Genomic DNA, 21,639 nt, shown 5'->3' on the forward strand with positions numbered 1-21,639 from the left:
TACCGTTAGAAAACGTATTTGTTCTCTTGAGTCAAATACTTCATTCCTAATACTATTCATACAATGAGTTTTTTTAAAAGAATATTTTCGTCAGAAAAAAAGGACCCAATCTTTAGCGAAGAAGCAAAGCAAACCTTAGATAAGGGGCTCGAAAAATCAAAAACTACTTTCTTTTCTAAGTTATCGAAAGCCATCGCTGGTAAATCGAAAGTAGATGATGATGTTTTAGACAATCTAGAAGAAATTTTAGTTGCTTCAGATGTAGGTGTTAATACTACCCTTAAAATTATTACTCGAATAGAAAATCGTGTTGCCTCAGATAAATATTTAGGTATCGAAGAACTGAATCAGATTTTAAGAGAAGAAATCGCTAGTTTGTTATCTGAAACTAACTCGGGTGAAGCAACAGAATTTGTCATTCCAATTCAAACTAAGCCTTACGTTTTAATGGTTGTTGGTGTAAACGGAGTGGGCAAGACTACAACAATAGGTAAATTAGCTTATCAATTCAAAAAAGCAGGTTATAAAGTAGTTCTTGGTGCTGCAGATACTTTTCGTGCCGCAGCAATTGATCAATTGCAAATATGGGCAGATAGAGTAGGTATTCCTATTGTAAGACAAAATATGGGCAGTGATCCGGCTTCGGTTGCTTTTGATACTTTACAATCTGCAGTTGCTCAAGATGCAGATATTGTAATTATTGATACTGCAGGACGTTTGCATAACAAAGTGAACTTAATGAATGAGTTGACTAAGGTAAAACGCGTAATGCAAAAAGTAGTAGAAGACGCGCCACATGATGTATTATTGGTTTTGGATGGTTCTACAGGTCAAAATGCTTTTGAACAAGCCAAGCAATTTACTGCAGCGACAGAAGTTACTTGTTTAGCAGTTACTAAACTGGATGGAACTGCAAAAGGTGGGGTTGTAATAGGAATATCTGATCAATTTAAAATTCCAGTGAAATATATTGGTGTAGGAGAGGGAATTGAAGATTTACAAGTCTTTAATAAATATGAATTTGTAGATTCATTTTTTAAATAAATAATACAATGAATTTTTCTTCTTTAAAAAATATTCCAACAATGTATCTCTATTTTGGTAGTGTTATTTGTTTCGTTTTAGCCAGTTCAAATAAAGATACTAATGTAAATTTATATTATTTATTAATGGTAATTGGAGTATTGCTTTTTGTTTTTGGATTGTTTAACAGAACTAGGAAAAAGTAGTGTTTCATAAAATTTAAAAAAAAAATCATTTAGCTAATTATTATATTTTTATATATTATAAGTTTTACAATTTCGGTAATAGATGATATCCTTTTAAATAGGAATAGCGTCATAATTTTATAATAAAAGAACACATTTGAAATTAGATCAAATGTGTTTTTTTTATTCTGAAAATGACCAGGTTTTGATATGTTATTTGAGTCATAAAATAAATTATATATTTCAATATTTTTTTAGAATATAAATAAGCAAAATACTAGCTTGTCTTGTCCCTTTTTTTGTTTTGTTTGCGCTTAATAAGTTTAACTTTGTAGTTGAAATAAAAACAGCATTAGTACTCAATTTCCATAGCCCCTATGGTAGCGACATCCCACGCTTTTTAGCGTGGATATAGCGGACAGCGGGAATAGCTCCTTAAAAAAACTACTATAATTATGAAAAAGATTTTTGGAATTTTATTTATCTCATTACTATTTGTTGCTTGCAAACAAAAGATTCAATCAGCTGACATTGTCAACTTAAACGGTTACTGGGAAATTGAGAAAGTCACTTTTGATAAAGGGAGCGACAAGGATTATAAGATAAATGAGAGTTACGATTTTTTTGAAATAAAGAATAATAAAGGGATACGCAAAAAAGTAATGCCACAATTAGATGGAACTTTTTTGGTAAATGATACATTTGAAAATGTAGTAGTTCGTTTTGCTGATGATAAAGTATTTTTAGATTATTCTACTTCCTATATGAAATGGAGTGAGGAATTGATAGCACTTTCAGCATCCGAATTGGTTTTGTTAAATAAGGATAAAATAGAATATCATTATAAGAAAGCAACAGCAATAAATTTATTAGGAGATGGCAAAGAGACTAAATAATCAAAGTACGATTGGTGATGTTTTAAAACAAATTATACATGTTAATAAATTGCAGCCAGGGATTGATCAAATTGATGTAAAAGAGGCTTGGAGAAACTTAATGGGTAATGGAGTAAATAGTTATACTAATAATGTAGTTTTAAAGGGTAGTACGCTCTATGTAGAATTGACTTCGTCAGTATTACGAGAAGAATTAAGTCATGGAAAATCTAAAATTGTATCGATGATTAATGAAGAATTAAGAAGAGACGTCGTTAAGGATGTGGTATTGAGATAAAAATTTGATTTTAGAATTTAGGTTTTGATTTCAGGTTTTATTATATGTTAAAAAATCCCGTTTCTTTTGGAAACGGGATTTTTTTATATAAAGATTTTCAAATCTGAAATCAAAGATCGTTAATCAACAATCTAAAATCTAGAATTGCTCTCTACCAGCAAAATGGAATGCACCTTCGATAGCTGCATTTTCATCGCTATCAGAACCGTGAACTGCATTTTCTCCAATAGAAGTTGCATATGCTTTACGTATAGTTCCTTCAGCAGCATCTGCAGGGTTAGTAGCTCCAATTAAAGTTCTAAAATCTTCAACAGCGTTGTCTTTTTCTAAAATAGCAGCAACGATTGGTCCTCTTGACATAAATTCAACCAACTCTCCGTAGAAAGGTCTTGCAGCGTGAACTTCGTAAAAAGCTTGTGCGTCAGCAATAGTTAATTGAGTTAATTTCAAAGAAACGATTTTAAAACCTGCATTTGTGATCATTGCAAGTATGTTTCCGATGTGTCCGTTTGCTACAGCATCCGGTTTGATCATTGTAAAAGTTCTATTAGTAGCCATCTTATTTATTGTTTTTTATGATTTTGTGCAAAAGTAAACTTTTTTGTTCAATAATGTAAGTTATTTTTATTTACTACTTCAAATAAAATTATAGTACAATTACTTCAAATTTGTTTTGTAGCGGTTTTAATTGATTGATAATCATCGGAATCAAGTTTTCTCCATTTTCTAAATAAAATTCAGAAAAATTAGTTTGTCTCTCTTGTAAACTTAGGTTTGGAAATAAATCATTTTGTAAATCAATAATACGTTGCAAAACGTCGTTTAGTTTCCTTTTTTGGGCTCTAAGTAGGCGCTTTTCTAGATTTTCTAGTCCTTTATTTTGTTTTGCCTCTTGTGCTTTGACTGCTCCAATAAATGATTCGTCTGTTTTTGTTGCTATTTTATATAAGCTTTCAAATTGTTCTTGCAGCTGTTTTTTTAAATTAGCTAAATCAATTGAAATTTCAGATAGTTTTTTTGTTTTATTATTGATTAGGGAATCTTGTTTAGAGAATAAATCACTCCACTTCAAATCGAGTTTATCTGCTTTTTTAGCTTGTTTTTCAGTGGCTAATAAAACTGAATTTCGCAATAGAAGTATAGGAAAAGTAACTTTTGCAGCGTCAAAGAAAGACTTTAGTTCCAGCCAATACGCAATTTCACCACCACCGCCAATGTAACATAAATTAGGTAAAATCACTTCTTGATACAAAGGACGCATAATAACATTAGGGCTGAATTTTTCTGGATGATTCTCTAGTAATTCCAAAATTTCAGTTTCAGAAAATTCAATTTTTGTATGGTTTACTTTGTATTTGCCATTTTCAAAAACGATACGTTCGCGCAAAGTGTCTTCAATATAAAATAAGTTGATCTCACGTGGATTAACTTGTATAGTGTAGTCTTTTAATTTTTCAGCCGTTGCTAAAACTAATTTATGGGAAGATTGATGTAACAATTCCTCTTTCACATAAGGGATTAAAGCGCGTTTCAAGTCTGGATTGTCTGCGTCAATAATTACAAGACCATAAGTTCCAAATAATGCATTAGCCAAATGTCTGGTAGCATTGGCTAAAGTGTCATGGTTTAAATACGCATCAGTAAATATTTTTTTTATTTTATCGGCATTGATACTTGAACCTAATTCAAGCGCATATACTTCAAAAAAATCCTCTAATCCTTTAGTTGATAATCGACCAACTGGTCCGTAACTTTCAGTATTCCAACGGAATTTTTTTCCTTTAAAATTAAAATAATTAATTTCTTCAAAATCATGGTCTTCTGTCGCCATCCAATAAACAGGAACAAAATTGTTTGTAGGATACTTTGCTTTTAATTCTGTTGTTAAATTAATCGTCGAAATAATCTTGTATAAGAAATACAAGGGGCCACTAAATAAATTTAGTTGGTGGCCAGTGGTTACTGTAAAAGTTTTATTAAGTGATAGTGCTTCTATATTTTGCTTTGTTAAAACAGAGGTGTCAACAGTTGAATATTGTTTCTCTAAAACTGCAACTAAAGTTTTTCGAGAATCTTTGTCAAAATTTTTCTGCTTTTCAAGGATTTGATCTTCAAAATTTTCAAGTTTTGGAAATCTATGGTATAAAGAGTTTAAGTTACTTTTTTGATCTAAATAATCATTCATCAAGGAAGAAAAATATCCTGAATTTTGATAGGTGATACAGTCCGTTGGCATAATAAAGTTTATTTGATGCTAAAATAAGAAATCTAAAGGTATAATTTTTAGTTTAAGAAACCTTTGTGAACTGTGGAGATTGTTTTAGTATTTTTTTGGTTGATTTATTGTTTGTTATGATTTCAATCACATTAATTATATTCAAAAAAAAAAGGCTGCCTTTTGAGGGGCAACCTTTTTCAACTAATCAAAAAAATGGTAATTATTGGAAGGCATAAGTAGTTATTCTAAAATTACTAGATGCACTTGTAAATGTGTATATTGTATTTGATGCGCCAATTGTGAATTTTTCTTTCTTTACATACAAACCTTTGATGTCAAAAAACTCTTTGTCTATGGCTGCTAAAAATGCTGGAGCAGTTCCTGTAGACCATCCAAAATCAGAAAGAATAAGTGTTTTATTTACAGCATCTTCTGTCACTGTAAAGTCATGATAGATAGCTGGTTTACCACCGTTGAAAGTATAAGCTATATAATTTTCACCACCAGCATTAAAATATATTTGTATTCTGCTAATTTTTTGGTTAGCTGGTAAAGTTGCATTTGCTGCAGCCAAAAGAGTGTTAGCGTAAAGTGAATTTGAAGGTGCTGCTCCTAAATTAGCAGCTAAGTAACCATATACATTTTGTTGGTTTCCAGGTAGTAAAATCTTATAGTCATTTGTTATTACTAATGGCTTAGTGGTATATTTGATAGAAGCTGAAACACCACCTGTACCAGTTGCATTAAAGTTTCCAGTTGCAGGATCATAAGTAAAAGCAGTTAACTCTTGATTTCCTACTTTTATAGCTGGACTAACTACAATACCAGTTGGTGTGTAAGCGATACCAATATTATTGGTTAGGCTTGATCCAGTTTCAATAGAGTTAGAAGTAGCAAATCTACTAGCATTAGTGTAATTAAAATCAAATTGACTCACTTTAGTTCCATCATTAGTTTCTAATAAACGGAATAAAGGTCTTGTGTTAGCGCCAGTAACATTAGGTGCCATTGCTCTATTTAGTGCTAAATTAGTCCAGTCTGAAGCAGTTGCTTTTACAAAACGTAATTCTTGAAAAGTACGATTAGTTCTAAAAATGATCTGTCCGTTATCTTGTCCGTAATACAAAAATTGAAAATCTCCTTTGTATCCTTTTCCTCTTAATGCCGCAGTTGGGAAACTATTAGAATCAGATAATAAGTGAATTCTGTTTTTTGTTGTAAATACTAAACTAACTGTACTTCCTAGAACAATATCATACTCACTAGCAAATATAGAGGTATCGTTATCAAAATCAGAGGCCATATCTACCTTACCATCTTTAAATTTGAAAAGATGTGTAAATCCTCCTAACTGTGTATTGTCAGTAAAATAGACTGCTCTCCAACCAAATTCAGAAGAAGCCAATAAATCATCTAGTTCTTTTTCTCTAGCATTTAAACGTTCTGTAGGAGTAGCGTTAAAGGGTGAGTCTAAACTCTCCTTGTTATCACAAGAGACCAATTGAATCGCTAATAAAGCAACCAAAAGGTAATTAATTATATTTTTTAGTTTCATGTTTTTCATGTTTTTGTTAAAGTTAAAAAGGTTTTTAATAGGAGCTTTAGCAACTAAAGCTCCTATTTTTATACTAATTGTTTATAACGAAGTTGGTATTTTTTTCTGCTTCATCTCTAAGTTTATAGAAATCAACTCCGAAACTATCTTTAAAATACTTTACAACTACAGCTTCTTTTGCTTTAATATTCGCAACAGCAGTTTGATTAGTTATTCCAGCTAGGATCGCTGCATACTCTGCTTTAGAATTAATTAACATTTGAGCAGCCATTTCTGCAAAATCTTCACTAGTGTTCGATCTTGCATAATCCGTAATGAATCCTTCTTCTCTAGCTTGAGAAGTTGGTGTCTCATACCAGTTTGAAGTATAGCCACTTGGAGTTATTTTCGCAAGTGTTTTTTCATCAAAAGGCTTCGTTTGATTCAGAATGTGAATATACTCATGTTGAATTGTAGCTAAGAAACGTTTTACGTTTGCACGATCTCTTTTATTTACATTGTCCGTTTCAAACAATGTAATTCTTAATCCACCTTCTGCTAAACCTAAAGTAATCGTCCCTGTTGTGTTCAGGTTAATTCCTCCAACCAAAACTAGTTCTCTAGGAGCAATTTTTTTAACAAAATCAGGTCCTCCAACAGTTTTGTAAGTATCTAACCAGATTTTTTTAACAATTTCTAAAGCAGGTTGTACTTTAGTTTGAATTGGAGGAAACAAAAAACGATTGTTATCTACTACATTCTGATTCCATTTGTACTGTACATTAATATTGTAATCATTCACGTAATTAGCATCAATATAACGATCTAAATCCGTTTTTGCAGGAATTGATACATCTAACTGACTTTCCTTAAGAGGATCCTCACTTGCGCAAGCTGTTAATAATAACACGGAGCATACTAGTGTGATTATTTTATATTGTTTATTTATTTTCATAATTATAAATAGTTAAATTAATTAACGTGGATTTTTTTCTACTCCAGTGTTTGTAACGTTTAATGGAATTTGAATTGCTTTGCGTAAGTCATTTTTCTCTAAAACTTTATCAGCTTGATTGTAAGTTTTATGCGTAACTTTTAAAGCAAATCTTTTTATATCAAACCATCTTAAACCTTCATGGATGAATTCTCTTCTTCTGATTTCTGCTAATGCTTTAATGTATGAAGTTTGAACATCAGTCATCGTGTAAAAAGGAGTGTATTCATTAGCAACAACAGGATATTTAGCTACCACTTTTGCTTGAGTAATTTTATCAGTTGTAGGATTGTAAAGTTTAACGCGTACTGATAAGAAATAATCTAGCTCTGCATTAGCAACATCTAATTGATTGTTCATTACGTGCGCTTCTATTCTATTCAAGAAAAGCTCATCATTACTTAATAGTACCAATGCATCGTATGGAAGACCAATTCCAGCATTCGCATTAGTGTATTTGAAGTACTCAGCAAATTTAGGAACGAAAATAGTTACCTGGCCGTTATAGGATAATGGTCTGTAAAGAAATGCTTTGTTAATTAAATTAGTATTGTTACCAAAAAGTTCATTTCTATCTGCTCCAGTCAACTGAAATCTATTTGAAGCAAAACTTCTAGAATAGATAGAAGAGGCAGAAACAATAAGTAAGTTGGTATTTGCACTTGCGTCAGAATACATTCTAATTCCTTTATCATAATCCGGTTCGTCTAAGTAAGATTGATAATCTCTTAACTTAGTTTCCGGAAGATTGCCTAGCTCATTTGATACCTCAAGCACTTTGTTCCAATCACCTACTACAGTATAAAAACGGCTTGCAAATGAATTAGCAGCATCTTTATTAAAGTGAAATTTTGGCAATTTGTAGTTGCTTGTAACTAATGGCAATCCTTTTTCGATATCAGCTTTTATATAAGCAAAAACTTCTTCAACACTGTTTCTTGTGTACTTTTTGATCAGTTGAGTTTCTGGTTTCAATATATAAGGAATACCTAAATCTGTTTTGGCAGTTGCAGGATTGTATCGCTGAGAAAAGAATGTAACCAACATGAAATGAGAGTAAGCTCTAGCTAATAAAGCTTCTCCTCTTTGTGGGTTTAGTTTAGGATCATTATCTTGTTTTTCAATAGCTTCTAAAGCTTGATTAGCGTGAGCAATTGCAGTATAGCAAGCATCCCAATAGGCTGAAGGTGTTTCTCTATCAGTATCGTCAACCATTTCCCAATTGTACATTTGGCTATTCTTGATCGTTGTTTTTGTTAGATCTCCACTATCATAAACATTATCAGACATAGTCTCTGCAAACTCCATATAATTAGATTCTGGATAAGCATTTACTAATATTTCAGAAATTTTTTCTGGCGTATCGAGTTGTGTTCTATTATCTGGAACTTCAGATAAGAAATCATCACAGCTACTGCTGAGTCCTACTAAAATTAGTAGGGATAAGGTTAATTTTAATTTTTTCATATTTTATTTAATTAAAATGATACGTTTAATGAGAATGTGTATTGGCTCGTAATTGGTTGAGAAACTCCACCAGATCTATAAAATTCTGGATCTTGACCATTTAGTTTTTTATCTGAATAAATTAAAAGAGGATTAGCACTTGATGCTTTCATTGAGAAGGTACTAAGGTTTAATTTTTTCTTCAAATCTTTAGGGAATTCATAGCTAATAGAAACGTTTTTCAATCTTACGAAAGTTCCGTCTGCTACTCTTTCATCAGAATAATTGTAAGCATTATATGCTCTTATTAAACTTTTACCATCAGAAGCGTAATTTGCTATTAATCTTCTGTCTGCAATTACAGGAATATTAGTATAAGCCTCATCACCAGGATTAATCCAACGGTTAGTGAATTCTTTAGTAAACACCGTTAAATCATCATAAGAAGAAGAGTAAATTGGGTTCAAACGAACTTTGTTTCCTCCTGCAGCAACTATAAAGATATTTAAAGACCAGTTGTCATAGGTAAATGTATTAGACAAACCTGCTGATTTGTTAGGTTCAATAGATCCTTCGTATTTCAAGTATTTTGTTACGTTTTCTGAATCTTGAAAATTAGCACCAGCAATATTATCATCTTCACCATCAGCCATTACGAAAGTTGGTAAACCTTGGTTGTTTAAACCTGTAAATTGGTAAGAGTATAAAGCATTTCTTGGATGACCTACTGTATTTCCTCCTGTACCATCAACTAAACCTAATACACTTGGATTGTTTTGTAGTTTTGTAATTTCTTGGTTGTAAATAGAGAAATTAAAACTAGTAGACCATTTTAATCTAGTGTCATTAAGATTTCTTGTATTCACAGAAAACTCAATACCTTTAGTTTCCATGTCAGCATTGTTTCCTTGCTTTAATTTTTGTCCACCAATACCAGAAGTAGTTACAAAGTCAACTAAATCAAAAGCTTTACGGCTGTAAATATCTGTTGTAAATTGTACTCTGTTATTGAATAAACCTAAGTCTAAACCAATATTAGTTTCAAATTGTTTTTCCCATGTAAGGTCACCATTTTGAAGTTGGTCAATGTTTAATCCAGTTTCTCTATCCCCTAAATTTAGACGGTTAGTAATGAAACTTTTATAAATAGCAAGTGAGTTAGTAGCTGGTCCCGCAGTTGCAGTAAGTCCATAAGATCCTCTTAAAGCTAATGTGTTAATATTTTTAGCATCTTTCATGAAAGATTCTTCCATTAAATTCCATTTACCACTAAAAGTGTATGTTGGCAACCATCTAGAAGAATTACTGTTTCCTTGTCTGTTTGATCCGTCATAACGTCCTGTTATAGATCCTGTATAACGACGATTGTAAGTGTAACCTACTTTACCAAAGAAACCAACAGTTCTTTCTCTTTCTTCGTTGAATCCATAATAAGATTCACCTCCGTTGATTAATTTCTCTAAGATTCTAGGATCTGTAAAAGCAGTTAAACCTCTGTCATACTGTAATCCGTATGCAGTAAAATTATCACTACCTCTATCTACAGAACGTAACTCTTGTCCAAATAAAGCTTCAAACTCATTTACATCTTTAAAAATGTTTTTGTAGCTGAAACTGTTACGGATGTTATATGAAGTAAGATCATTTGTAAATTTTCTTAACATACCACCATTAGGCAATACTGATACTTTAGGTGCAAGTAAGTTGTTAGGATCTTGATATAAAAAGATATTTGCATTTCTAACAATAGTAGTTTCATCAGCATTATAGGCTCCAATAATATTAGAACTTTCAAGAATATTATGTTCTCTACTAGTATTGGCATAACGTGCATTAGCAGTTAAGTTATAAGTAAGTTTAGGAGATATTTTGTAGGCTAAGTCTGCTTGGAAGCGAATATCTTTAACCTTGATGTCCATATAGTTGTTTTTTAATTCTTCAACTATATTTAATGGAGCCCAATTGTTTCTATAATATTCGTAATTTCCATTATCGTCATAAGGACGTAAAGTTCTACTTGTATTTAATACATAACTAAATGGGTTGATGTCAAAATCTCTAGTAGTGCTTCCGCTAACTCCGTCTCTAAGACTGTCATAACTTCCTGGCGCTTGTTGGTTTCTAACAGAAGCTTGTGTAGATAATGTTAAGTTTAACTTATCATTAATGTAAAAAGTATTCTTCAAGTTAGAAGTCAATTGCTGTACATTATCAGCTACTGTCCATCCTGGATCAGAATAAAATCCTAAGGAAGCAAAGAATGCGTTATTTTTTCCACCACCAGAAAAACTCAACGAGTGATTTTGTGTCATTGAAGGTCTAAATAAAACTTTAAACCAATCTGTATTTGCTAGTTCGTATTTCTTTAAAAATGCATTTCTACTAGGAGTATCGTTTTTTACACCAAAGGCACCTGAAGTCACATCATAAGTGTTTACAGCTCTAGCAAGAATATTGTAAACTCCTCCGTAACGTGATTGTGCTATTGAAGGTAATTCTAAAAATCCTTTTGATTCCATTTCTTTTAAAATGCTCATGTTTTCTTGAGAATTCAATATATCAAACTGATTGTAGCTAGGAACAGTACGTACAGTTTGGTCTAGTGAATAAGTAACATTTAAAGGTGAATCTCTTCTTCCTTGTTTAGTAGTTACAACTACTACACCATTTAAAGATCTAGATCCGTAGATAGATGTTGCTGACGCATCTTTAAGTACTTCTATACTTAATACGTCACTTGCATTTAAACCAGCAATAGAAGAACTTAATAAAGTTTCTGAATTTCCAGAAGCTAAATCTGCAAAAGAAAGATTGACAATATCTTCCTGTACAATTCCATCAATTACCCATAATGGTTTTGTATCTCCAAAGATAGAAGACGATCCACGAACGGTAATTTTTGGAGCAGTACCAAAAGTTCCTGTAACGTTTTGAACAGTTACACCCGCTGCTTTACCTTCAATCATTCTACTTACATCAATAACACCTTCTACCATTAACTCTTTTCCGGTAATTTTACTAATAGCTCCTGTAAAAGTTCTTTTAGATGTTTTTTCGTAACCAGTTGTAATTACAACTTCTTTTAAGCTTTGCTCTTTGTCAATTAAGACAATAGTTAGAGGCGTAGTTTTGATAGCTACTTCTTGTGTCTCCATACCAACGAAAGAAACTACAAGTCTTGTGCTGTTTTCTGGCATATCGATAGAGAAGTTTCCATCAAAATCAGAATAAACACTTTTATTTGTTCCTTTTGCTGTAATAGTTGCACCTGGCAAAGGAAGACCTGATTGGTCTACTACTTTACCTTTTACAATAGGAGCTACAGTTAATTTTTCAATTAAAGTTGGGATTGCATCAAAGCCTGTAAATTCTCCCGTTAGTGTAGCATTGTTCTGTAATATAATTTGATCGCTTACTTCACTATATCCTATATTAAGTGGTTTTAATAAATCGCTTAGGATATTTGATAAAGTTTCGCCAGTAGCATTTACAGTTACTTTTTGGTTTAATTGACTAATTCTCGAATTGTAAGAGAATTTTACTTTAGCGGTTTTTTCTAGTTTTGATAAAGCGTTCTCTAAACTCATGTTTGCGATGCTAACAGTAACTTTAGTGTCTAGTTTTTTCTGTCCATTAACACTGTTGGCCATCGTGATGGTGGAAAACACAAATGCAAGAACAAATTGAATTAATGTTATTTTCATGATTCGATGGAGTAATCGTTGTTTGACAACAGTTTTTTTCATAATTTTGGTTTGTTTTATTAATACTATTTAACGGGTATTTTGAACACACAAATTGAACTTTACAGGGAACAATTTGATTCTATTTAGGCGTCGAGAATGTTACAGCATTTTCGGCGCTTTTTTTATTAATTTCACATAGGCATTAAAGTTAGTCGCATCCTTTGGATGTAATAATAATTTGGTTTCCATTCATTTCATAAGTAGTGTTGTTACCGAGACTTTTGCATATAATTTTAAGTTTCTCCGGTAGCGGTTGGTCGTTTAGTGATGTGGTTAGATAACAATTTTTTAATTTGTCTTTTGGATAATCAATTTGAACTAAATAAGCCTCTTCAATTATTTTTAGAATTTGGTTAACAGGTGTGTCTTTGAAGTCAAAACTTAATTGCTCGATATTATCAGTAGTTTGAATTAATGTTCGGTCCGTTTTAATATCGTTTATTTTGTTAAATGTCAAATTTTTGCGAGAAAATTGGAGGGCTTGATTAGGTAACAAAACTACTTCTTGCTTGCTAGATTTTGTCACCGATTGGTTTGATTTTATTTTTACTTCACCGGTGTGAACTAATACTTCAATGTCAGGTTGGTTGTCATACGCTCGTATTCTAAAGCTGGTTCCAACAACTCTGGTGACAATTTCATTCGCGTAAACAAAAAATGGCTTTTTGCGATTTTTACTAATTTCAAAAAAGCCTTCCCCGCTCAAATATACTTTGCGTTCATTGCCTACAAATGTTTTAGGATAGCTTAATTTACTATTAGGTTGCAACAAAACAGAACTACCATCAGATAATGTTATGATTTGAGGTTTGCTTGAGTTGTTCGTTTGCTCGACTAATCCTTCTTTATTGTCTTGTATGAGTTCGTTATATATAGGTGTAGAAGTAGTGTTTAAAATAGTATTGTTATAGAACCAGCTGCTTATTAAGCCTAATATAAAAACTGCTGCGACGCTTTTTATCCATTTGTTATCCAAAAACTTTTTTGGTGTTTTTTGAAATATGTTTTGATTTTTTTCTTTTTTATTAATTTTTCCCCAAGTCTTCTCTAACGCAATATCAATAGTTTTTTGATTCATAGTTGGTTCAGAAACTTTCATAGCTAAAATCCAAAGACGAGCTTCCTCAACTAATTTGGCTCTTTTAGGATCTTCTAAAGTCCATTCTTCCCAGTTTTGTTCATCAATTTGATATTTAACCCAAAGATTAAAGGACTCGTTGGATAAAAAATCTTCTATTTCTATATAATTATTTCGTTCTTGCATCAATTCAGTATGGATTACAAAAACATAAAGGACAGTTTTTTTATTATATACTCACCTAATTGTGATTTTTTTTATATAAATCAAAAAAATATTAAAGAAGACTTGTTGTAACTGCTAAAAAAAGTAAAATAATGTCTTTCCAATCTTTTCTTAGGTTCAAAACTGCTCGATAAAGCAAATTATTTGCAGACTGGTAATTTACATCAAGGGTAGAGGCGATTTCATCTACACTTAAACCTTGATGGTATCTAAGGTATAAAGCTTCTTTTTGACGAGAGGGTAATTCGTTTAATAATTTGTTTAAATTAAAAACTTTATTAGCAGTTGTTTCGTCTGCAATAAGATCGTGTTCTATTGAGAAGTCTAATAGAAATTCTATAGTATCAATAGAAGTTGTTTTTCCAAAAAAGCGATCGCGTTCTTGATGTCTTGCAATTCTTTTGCGAACGCTAGATAATAAATAAGCTTTTACGACAATACTTTCACTTATTGATTCTCTATAAATCCAAATGTCTGTAAAAACTTCTTGAACACAATCCTGTACTTTATCTTTTAATGGAGATAATGAATTACCGTAACGAATTAAATGAGCGTAGTGTTTTTCAAACAGATGTGAAAATGCTTTCTCATCACCCATTTTTACATTACTCCAAAGGATATCGTCGTCTAAATGATTGCTATTTTTAAATTTAATTTTCAAATTGAAAGAGTGATAATGGCAGTATTAATTTAATGTTAATTTTTTGTAATTTTACGGTTTTAAAATTAAAGAACAAAAAAAATATACAAAAAATATGAGGAATGTCTATTAAAATATGAAAAATGTAGCGTAATTATTATTTAAACTTCTCTGCTTGTTCTTTTCATCAAAATAAGTATCGGATTTTAGTAATAGTGAAAATTAATTTCATCTTATTCTAGATTTTTTTTAGATTATGTACATAATGAATGATTATTTTTAAAATATCTTAGGGAAATCAAGCCTTAAACTACATCATTTGAAGATTGAGTAATTACAATTCACTTTAAATGGTAATTATAAACTTTATAGTTTAGTTAAATAATAGTAAAGTGTATTAAATGTTATTTAAAAACAAATCCACTTAATTCTTTTCACTAAAAGAATATAAATATCTCTTATTTTTGTAGAAAATAATTTCTCTTGAAAACCAAACTTTTTCTGATCACGCCTCCTTTTACACAACTGAATACTCCTTATCCAGCAACTGCTTATATAAAAGGTTTTTTGAATACCAAAAATATAGAATCTGTTCAAGCAGATTTAGGAATCGAGGTAATTCTGAAATTATTTTCAAAAGAGGGATTAACTGCTTTATTTCAATTTGAAATTCAGCAACCAACAACCGAAAACTGCAAACGAATTTTTGCTTTACAAGAAGAATATATAAAAACAATAGATTCAGTTATTGCTTTTTTACAAGGAAAAAATCCAACATTAGCTTTACAAATTTGTCAAGAAGATTTCCTGCCAGAAGCTTCTCGTTTTGCGCAATTAGAGGAACTCGATTGGGCTTTTGGAACTATGGGAACCCAGGATAAGGCCAAACATTTAGCCACTTTATATCTCGAAGATATTTCCGATTATATTGTAGAATGCATTGATGAAAATTTTGGTTTCAGTCGGTATGCTGAACGATTGGGGCGTAGTGCCAATTCTTTCGATGAATTATACGCAGCTTTACAAGAAAAACCGACTTATATCGATGAGGTTTTATTCAAACTATTAAAAGAGAAAATAGAAAATATTCAGCCCACATTATTCTTGATTTCGGTTCCTTTTCCAGGAAATTTATATGCAGCTTTTCGTTCAGCACAATGGGTAAAAACCCATTATCCAAATATTAAAATTTCAATGGGCGGTGGTTTTCCTAATACAGAATTGCGTTCCCTTTCTGACGCTCGTGTTTTTGAGTTTTTTGATTTTATCACTTTGGATGATGGAGAAACTCCAATAGAAGAATTGATTGCAAGTTTAGAAAAACAAAAAGAAAATAGCCAAGAATCAGGAGCTTTCAAACGAACTTTCCTGTTAGAAGAGGGAAAAGTAGTTTATAAAAACAATTCGACCCAACCAGACTATAAACAATCGAAAGTAGGAACTCCAGATTATTCTGATTTACTTTTAGATAAATACATTTCGGTAATCGAAATTGTGAATCCAATGCATAGAATGTGGAGTGATGGACGTTGGAATAAACTTACCATGGCGCACGGATGTTATTGGGGTAAATGCACGTTTTGCGACATATCACTAGATTACATAAAAATTTACGAACCTGTTGCGGCAAGTTTATTGTGCGATAGAATGGAAGAATTAATGGCACAAACAGGACAAAATGGTTTTCATTATGTAGATGAAGCAGCGCCGCCTGCATTGATGCGCGCTTTAGCACTCGAAATTTTACGCCGAAAACTATCTATAACCTGGTGGACAAACATTCGATTCGAAAAAAGTTTTACTAAAGATTTATGCTTGTTATTGAAAGCTTCGGGCTGCATCGCCGTTTCTGGAGGGTTAGAAGTCGCTTCGGATCGTCTTTTAAAACTTATTGATAAAGGAGTAACGGTAGAGCAAGTTGCAAAAGTGACAAGAAATTTTACTGAAGCGGGTGTAATGGTGCATGCTTATTTGATGTATGGCTATCCCACTCAAACTGTTCTGGAAACTATTGATAGTCTAGAAATGGTGCGTCAGTTGTTTGAAGCAGGTGTGCTGCAATCTGGATTTTGGCATCAATTTGCGATGACAGCGCATAGCCCTGTAGGAATGTATCCAGAAAAATTTGGTGTAGTAAAGGAAACACAAACAATAGGAACTTTTGCTAATAATGATATCAATTATATTGATAATACAGGGATTGATCACGATAAATTTAGTTTTGGACTCAAGAAATCCTTGTTTAATTTCATGCACGGAATCTGTTTTGATTACGAATTGCAAGATTGGTTCGATTTTAAAATTCCGAAAACAAAAATACCTCAAGATTTTATTTTTGATGCTTTACAAGAGCAAAGTGATTTTAATACAAAATCAACAGCTAAATTGGTTTGGATAGGCGGTAAGCCAAGCGTTGAATATTTTACAAAAACTAAAAAAGGAAATTCTTGGGAAATGGCAGCGCTAACTTTTCACGACAAAAAAGAAACTTTTAGTATTCAAACGGGTAAATTAGAAGGCGAATGGCTTTTAGGATTGTTGCAAAAAATATCAGTTTCAAATACAAAGGTTTATACTTTTCAAGAGGTTAAAACGGATTTTGAGAATGAATTGAAAGATTTTGAACTCTTCTGGTATTCTAAACCAATTAACACCTTAAGAGAATTTGGATTGTTAGTTTTGTAAAATTATATCAAAAGAACTATATTAAATTAGCATAAAAATATATTTTTTAAACCCCTTAAACATTTACTTTCCTTATTTTTACATCCAATAAAAAATGTACTTATGAGTATGGGTTATAAAGTAAATGTAAATGACACTTTTCATTTTGATATTGAAAAGGAAAGTGTTTCGCTATTAGATTCGGTTTCTGTGGAAGACAATAAATTTCACATACTACACGAAAACACACCTTACAAAGCAGAAATTCTTGCTGCTGATTTTCATCAAAAGAGTTACATGGTTAAAGTAAATAACAATACTTATAGCGTCGTAATTTCAAATCCATTAGATGTATTAATCAAAGAAATGGGTTTTGAAGTTGGTCTTGCCAAACAAGTAAACTTCATCAAAGCTCCAATGCCCGGACTAATTTTAGAGATTGGCGTTGTAGTTGGTCAAGAAGTAAAAGTCAACGATAATCTAATTATTCTTGGAGCCATGAAAATGGAAAATAGTTTCCTTTCTCCGCGTGATGGAATCATCAAATCAATTTCAGTTAACATTGGAGATGCGGTGGATAAAGGACAATTATTGATTGAGTTTGAATAGAATGTTGTCACAAAGACGCAAAAAACACTAAGATTTTTATAAAGCATTTATGATTTACATCTTTTCACTAAATAGCTACTCAATAAATAAAAAATAACTTTGTGACACAGTGCATTTGTGGCAAAAAATAAAAATTTAAGAATAATGAAAAAAATATTAGTTGCAAATAGAGGGGAAATCGCGATTAGAGTGATGAAAACTGCTCAAAAAATGGGAATTAAAACAGTTGCAATTTATTCTACAGCAGATAGAAATGCACCTCATGTAAAATTTGCTGATGAAGCCGTTTGGATTGGAGAATCGCCATCAAATGAATCTTATTTATTAGGAAGTAAAATTATTGAAGTTGCTAAAAATTTAAACGTTGATGCTATTCATCCAGGTTATGGATTTCTGAGCGAAAACGCTGATTTTGCCGAAGAATGTGAAAATAACAATATCATTTTTATTGGTCCAAAATCTAAAGCCATCCGAGTGATGGGAAGCAAATTAGCAGCTAAAGATGCGGTTAAGGAGTACAATATTCCTATGGTTCCTGGTGTTGACGAAGCGATAACAGATATTGATAAAGCAAAACAGGAGGCAAAAACAATTGGTTTCCCTATTTTGATTAAAGCATCGGCTGGTGGTGGAGGAAAAGGAATGCGAGTGGTAGAAACGGAAAGCGATTTTGAGTCTCAAATGAACCGTGCCATTAGTGAAGCTGTTGCTGCTTTTGGTGACGGATCTGTTTTTATCGAAAAATATGTGGCGTCACCAAGGCATATCGAAATTCAAATTATGGCAGATAGCCATGGAAATATCTTGTATTTATTTGAGAGAGAATGTAGTATTCAGCGTCGTCATCAAAAAGTGATTGAGGAAGCGCCTTCTTCCGTTTTAACTCCAGAATTACGAAAAAAAATGGGTGAAGCGGCTGTTTTAGTTGCTAAATCATGTGATTATTTAGGAGCGGGAACAGTAGAGTTTTTATTGGATGAAAATAATAATTTCTACTTTTTAGAAATGAATACGCGTTTGCAAGTAGAACATCCCGTTACCGAATGGATTACAGGAACGGACTTGGTCGAACTGCAAATTAAAGTAGCAAGAGGAGAAGCACTTGCAATAAAACAAGAAGATTTACAAATTAAAGGACACGCTTTAGAATTAAGAGTTTATGCCGAAGACCCTATGAATGACTTTTTGCCAAGCGTAGGTCATCTCGATGTGTATCAATTGCCTGTTGGTGAGAATATTCGTGTGGATAATGGTTTTGAGCAAGGCATGGATATTCCTATTTACTATGATCCGATGTTGGCCAAATTAATTACGTATGGAGCAACTCGTGAAGAAGCCATTCAATTGATTGTAAAAGCAATTGATAATTATCAAGTAGAAGGAGTGCAAACTACATTGCCTTTTGGAAAATTTGTATTTGAACATGAAGCTTTTCGTTCCGGAAATTTTGATACTCATTTTGTAAAGAAATATTATAATGCGGAGCTATTGAAAAAACAAATGAATAAAGAGGCTGAAATCGCTGCTCTCTTGGCGATGAAGCAGTATTTGAAAGATCAAAAAATCGTTAGATTACCAAATTAAAATTGATAAGTAGAAATAAGGGAATCTATTTTATTCTAAAATATTGACTCTTCTTATTGTAGAAAATAAATGAAATTTGGTGAATTAGCGTAAAAAAAAATCCTATGAAAGACAAAATAGATAAATTAAATAATAAGATTGCTGAAGCGCATTTAGGTGGAGGGGAAAAGCGTATCGAAAAACAACATTCTAATAAAAAACTAACCGCTAGAGAACGTGTTGCTTATTTAATGGATGAAGGTTCGTTTGAAGAAATTGGAATGTTGGTTACCCATCGTACTTCTGATTTTGGAATGGAAAAAGAATTGTATTATGGGGACGGTGTAATTACAGGTTACGGAACGATCAACGGAAGATTAGTTTATATTTTCGCTCAAGATTTTACAGTTTTTGGGGGTTCTTTGTCAGAAACTCATGCTGAAAAAATATGCAAAGTGATGGATATGGCGGTCAAAATGGGCGCTCCTATGATCGGACTGAATGATTCTGGTGGAGCACGTATTCAAGAAGGAGTTCGTTCCTTAGGTGGTTATGCCGATATTTTCTTTAGAAACGTACAAGCTTCAGGAGTTATTCCGCAACTTTCGGCCATTATGGGGCCTTGTGCAGGTGGAGCCGTTTATTCTCCCGCTATGACTGATTTTACCATGATGGTTGAAGATACTAGTTATATGTTTGTTACTGGACCTAATGTTGTAAAGACAGTTACTAACGAAACGGTAACTTCAGAAGAATTAGGAGGTGCTAGTACTCATTCCACCAAGTCAGGAGTGGCACATTGTACATCAACTAATGATGTGGAATGTTTAGAGGATTTAAAAAGATTGTTGAGTTATTTGCCACAGAGCAATAAAGAAGTTCCACCTAGTTTGCCTTATGAATTAGGGGATGAAATTAGGCAAGAATTATTAAATGTTGTACCTGAAAACCCAAATAAACCTTACGATATGCACGCTGTAATAAGCGGAATTATTGATGAAGATTCTTTTTTTGAAATTCATAAAAATTATGCTGAAAATATAATTGTTGGTTTTGGTAGGCTAGGCGGTAGGAGTATCGGAATAATCGCCAATCAACCTATGGTTTTAGCGGGTTGTCTAGATGTAAACAGTTCTAAAAAAGCAGCTCGATTTACTCGTTTTTGTGATGCTTTTAATATTCCTTTGTTGGTATTAGTTGATGTCCCTGGATTTTTACCCGGAACAGATCAAGAATGGAATGGAATTATTGTTCATGGAGCCAAATTATTATATGCTTTAAGTGAAGCAACAGTTCCTAGAGTGACTGTTATTACCAGGAAAGCCTATGGTGGAGCTTATGATGTAATGAATTCTAAACACATTGGAGCCGACATGAATTTTGCTTGGCCCACAGCTGAAATTGCTGTAATGGGCGCAAAAGGGGCTTCTGAAATTATCTTTAAAAAAGAAATCAATGAAGCAGATGATCATGAAGCCAAACTGTTGGAAAAAGAAGCAGAATACGCTGATTTATTTGCTAATCCATACACTGCAGCACAACGTGGTTTTGTCGATGAAGTGATCTTACCACAAGACACACGAAAAAAATTAATAAAAGCGTTTAGTATGTTAGAAAACAAAGTGAGTATTACTCCAAATCGCAAACACGGAAATATTCCTTTATAATTATTTTATTAAACTAAAATGCAAATAATGAAAACAAAAAAATCAACTAATTCAGTTGTTTTTTTTGTTTTAGGGTAAATTGTGTAATACTAGATGTAGTTGTTTTTTATAGTATACTTTTTATATAGGAATACTAATTGTTTGTAAATATTATTTGAATAAATGTTTTTTATTATTTTATGAATTATAGTTTAGAATCTAAATCAGTACAAATAAATTCATTTGCGTTATAATAAGAGCATTTTGAAGCGCGAAATGCTTAATGCCTAAACTTCTTTAATAAAATATTTTTAGAACAATCTATGAAGATTATGTTGCCTTTTGGTTCTTTTGGAAAACTACTTTAAAAAAGAAAGCATTGTTGAGATTTGCTTAAACTGGTATTTGATTAAGCGAGCGCATAATTAAAATAGTATAAGATTTGTTTAATTTATTAATTAATTTTTAATAAATTAAAAATTAATATAAATCAAAAAACCCTTAAACAGTTGTTGTTTAAGGGTTTGTTTTCGTAGCGAAGACGGGAGTTGAACCCGTGACCTCAGGGTTATGAATCCCAGATTTATCTTACTAATATGCGTAAGTAACTGTAAATCAATGCTAATATTTTCAATAATCTTGTTTTAAACTTGTTTTTTATTGTTTTCGTCACTCCTTTTCGTCACTCCTTTTTATTGCGGATGTAGGCATATTAAAAAGATAGTTTAAGCAACTTTTATTGCGTAGTAAACAAAGTTAGTTATCAAAAATTGAAATGTAATTTTCTTCTATTTCATTTATCTCAATTTGAGAAAAGAAATTAGTAGTAAAACACTAAACAAATAATTTTCAAAAATTTTAAAACTTTTTACAGTCTTAAGTCTATAACACTCCT

The 21,639-nt window shown here is 32.0% G+C and carries 15 protein-coding genes; 7 read left to right on the forward strand and 8 right to left on the reverse strand.

Annotated features, from left to right (window positions below; all coding sequences use genetic code 11):
- Positions 1-63: 63 nt before the first annotated feature.
- From ftsY to H2650_RS07905, 3 genes are all read left to right on the forward strand, one after another.
- Entirely contained in the window at positions 64-1,044 is a 981-nt protein-coding gene (gene ftsY, locus H2650_RS07895; RefSeq protein WP_188050243.1) for a signal recognition particle-docking protein FtsY, read from the forward strand.
- A gap of 619 nt (positions 1,045-1,663) precedes the next feature.
- Positions 1,664-2,104 carry a hypothetical protein gene (locus H2650_RS07900; protein WP_188050244.1) on the forward strand — a complete coding sequence of 147 codons (441 nt, stop codon included), beginning with the start codon at positions 1,664-1,666 and terminating at the stop codon, positions 2,102-2,104.
- Positions 2,085-2,381 (forward strand): DUF721 domain-containing protein, encoded by a 297-nt coding sequence (locus H2650_RS07905; protein ID WP_188050245.1) that lies wholly within the window; start codon positions 2,085-2,087, stop codon positions 2,379-2,381. The genes H2650_RS07900 and H2650_RS07905 overlap by 20 nt, the downstream gene beginning before the upstream one ends.
- A gap of 138 nt (positions 2,382-2,519) precedes the next feature.
- Here H2650_RS07905 and H2650_RS07910 read toward each other — a convergent pair whose 3' ends face one another.
- The 8 genes from H2650_RS07910 to H2650_RS07945 form a co-directional block, all read right to left on the reverse strand.
- Positions 2,520-2,939, reverse strand: a complete 420-nt coding sequence (locus tag H2650_RS07910) for a nucleoside-diphosphate kinase (protein ID WP_121924310.1) — start codon at positions 2,937-2,939, stop codon at positions 2,520-2,522.
- 88 nt (positions 2,940-3,027) lie between these two features.
- Positions 3,028-4,617, reverse strand: coding sequence for a bacillithiol biosynthesis cysteine-adding enzyme BshC (gene bshC / locus H2650_RS07915; protein ID WP_188050246.1), 1,590 nt, complete (start codon positions 4,615-4,617; stop codon positions 3,028-3,030).
- A 202-nt stretch (positions 4,618-4,819) separates the two neighbouring features.
- Positions 4,820-6,154: a DUF4302 domain-containing protein gene (locus H2650_RS07920; RefSeq protein ID WP_188050247.1), complete on the reverse strand. Its 1,335-nt coding sequence runs from the start codon at positions 6,152-6,154 to the stop codon at positions 4,820-4,822.
- A gap of 73 nt (positions 6,155-6,227) precedes the next feature.
- Positions 6,228-7,088 (reverse strand): putative zinc-binding metallopeptidase, encoded by an 861-nt coding sequence (locus tag H2650_RS07925; RefSeq protein ID WP_188050248.1) that lies wholly within the window; start codon positions 7,086-7,088, stop codon positions 6,228-6,230.
- Between the two features lie 21 nt (positions 7,089-7,109).
- Positions 7,110-8,594 (reverse strand): RagB/SusD family nutrient uptake outer membrane protein, encoded by a 1,485-nt coding sequence (locus tag H2650_RS07930; protein WP_188050249.1) that lies wholly within the window; start codon positions 8,592-8,594, stop codon positions 7,110-7,112.
- 11 nt (positions 8,595-8,605) lie between these two features.
- Entirely contained in the window at positions 8,606-12,319 is a 3,714-nt protein-coding gene (locus H2650_RS07935) for a SusC/RagA family TonB-linked outer membrane protein (RefSeq protein WP_188050250.1), read from the reverse strand.
- A 148-nt stretch (positions 12,320-12,467) separates the two neighbouring features.
- Positions 12,468-13,583 carry a FecR family protein gene (locus H2650_RS07940; protein WP_188050291.1) on the reverse strand — a complete coding sequence of 372 codons (1,116 nt, stop codon included), beginning with the start codon at positions 13,581-13,583 and terminating at the stop codon, positions 12,468-12,470.
- Between the two features lie 91 nt (positions 13,584-13,674).
- Positions 13,675-14,283, reverse strand: coding sequence for an RNA polymerase sigma factor (locus H2650_RS07945; RefSeq protein ID WP_255462813.1), 609 nt, complete (start codon positions 14,281-14,283; stop codon positions 13,675-13,677).
- 462 nt (positions 14,284-14,745) lie between these two features.
- Here H2650_RS07945 and H2650_RS07950 point away from each other — a divergent pair, with 462 nt between their 5' ends.
- From H2650_RS07950 to H2650_RS07965, 4 genes are all read left to right on the forward strand, one after another.
- Positions 14,746-16,947, forward strand: a complete 2,202-nt coding sequence (locus H2650_RS07950; RefSeq protein ID WP_188050251.1) for a radical SAM protein — start codon at positions 14,746-14,748, stop codon at positions 16,945-16,947.
- A 102-nt stretch (positions 16,948-17,049) separates the two neighbouring features.
- On the forward strand, positions 17,050-17,535 hold the full coding sequence (locus H2650_RS07955; protein ID WP_188050252.1) for a biotin/lipoyl-containing protein: 486 nt from the start codon (positions 17,050-17,052) through the stop codon (positions 17,533-17,535).
- 144 nt (positions 17,536-17,679) lie between these two features.
- Positions 17,680-19,119 (forward strand): acetyl-CoA carboxylase biotin carboxylase subunit, encoded by a 1,440-nt coding sequence (gene accC, locus H2650_RS07960; protein WP_188050253.1) that lies wholly within the window; start codon positions 17,680-17,682, stop codon positions 19,117-19,119.
- A gap of 104 nt (positions 19,120-19,223) precedes the next feature.
- Positions 19,224-20,765, forward strand: a complete 1,542-nt coding sequence (locus H2650_RS07965; RefSeq protein WP_188050254.1) for an acyl-CoA carboxylase subunit beta — start codon at positions 19,224-19,226, stop codon at positions 20,763-20,765.
- Positions 20,766-21,639 lie beyond the last annotated feature (874 nt).

The sequence above is a fragment of the Flavobacterium sp. GP15 genome, from assembly GCF_014281985.1.
In the GTDB taxonomy this organism is placed as follows: Bacteria; Bacteroidota; Bacteroidia; order Flavobacteriales; family Flavobacteriaceae; genus Flavobacterium; species Flavobacterium pygoscelis.

Coding starts and splice junctions, on each gene's coding strand:
- ftsY (WP_188050243.1), top strand. CDS start 64: ATGAGTTTTTTTAAAAGAATATTTTCGTCAGAAAAAAAGGACCCAATC.
- H2650_RS07900 (WP_188050244.1), top strand. CDS start 1,664: ATGAAAAAGATTTTTGGAATTTTATTTATCTCATTACTATTTGTTGCT.
- H2650_RS07905 (WP_188050245.1), top strand. CDS start 2,085: ATGGCAAAGAGACTAAATAATCAAAGTACGATTGGTGATGTTTTAAAA.
- H2650_RS07910 (WP_121924310.1), bottom strand. CDS start 2,939: ATGGCTACTAATAGAACTTTTACAATGATCAAACCGGATGCTGTAGCA.
- bshC (WP_188050246.1), bottom strand. CDS start 4,617: ATGCCAACGGACTGTATCACCTATCAAAATTCAGGATATTTTTCTTCC.
- H2650_RS07920 (WP_188050247.1), bottom strand. CDS start 6,154: ATGAAACTAAAAAATATAATTAATTACCTTTTGGTTGCTTTATTAGCG.
- H2650_RS07925 (WP_188050248.1), bottom strand. CDS start 7,088: ATGAAAATAAATAAACAATATAAAATAATCACACTAGTATGCTCCGTG.
- H2650_RS07930 (WP_188050249.1), bottom strand. CDS start 8,594: ATGAAAAAATTAAAATTAACCTTATCCCTACTAATTTTAGTAGGACTC.
- H2650_RS07935 (WP_188050250.1), bottom strand. CDS start 12,319: ATGAAAAAAACTGTTGTCAAACAACGATTACTCCATCGAATCATGAAA.
- H2650_RS07940 (WP_188050291.1), bottom strand. CDS start 13,583: ATGCAAGAACGAAATAATTATATAGAAATAGAAGATTTTTTATCCAAC.
- H2650_RS07955 (WP_188050252.1), top strand. CDS start 17,050: ATGAGTATGGGTTATAAAGTAAATGTAAATGACACTTTTCATTTTGAT.
- accC (WP_188050253.1), top strand. CDS start 17,680: ATGAAAAAAATATTAGTTGCAAATAGAGGGGAAATCGCGATTAGAGTG.
- H2650_RS07965 (WP_188050254.1), top strand. CDS start 19,224: ATGAAAGACAAAATAGATAAATTAAATAATAAGATTGCTGAAGCGCAT.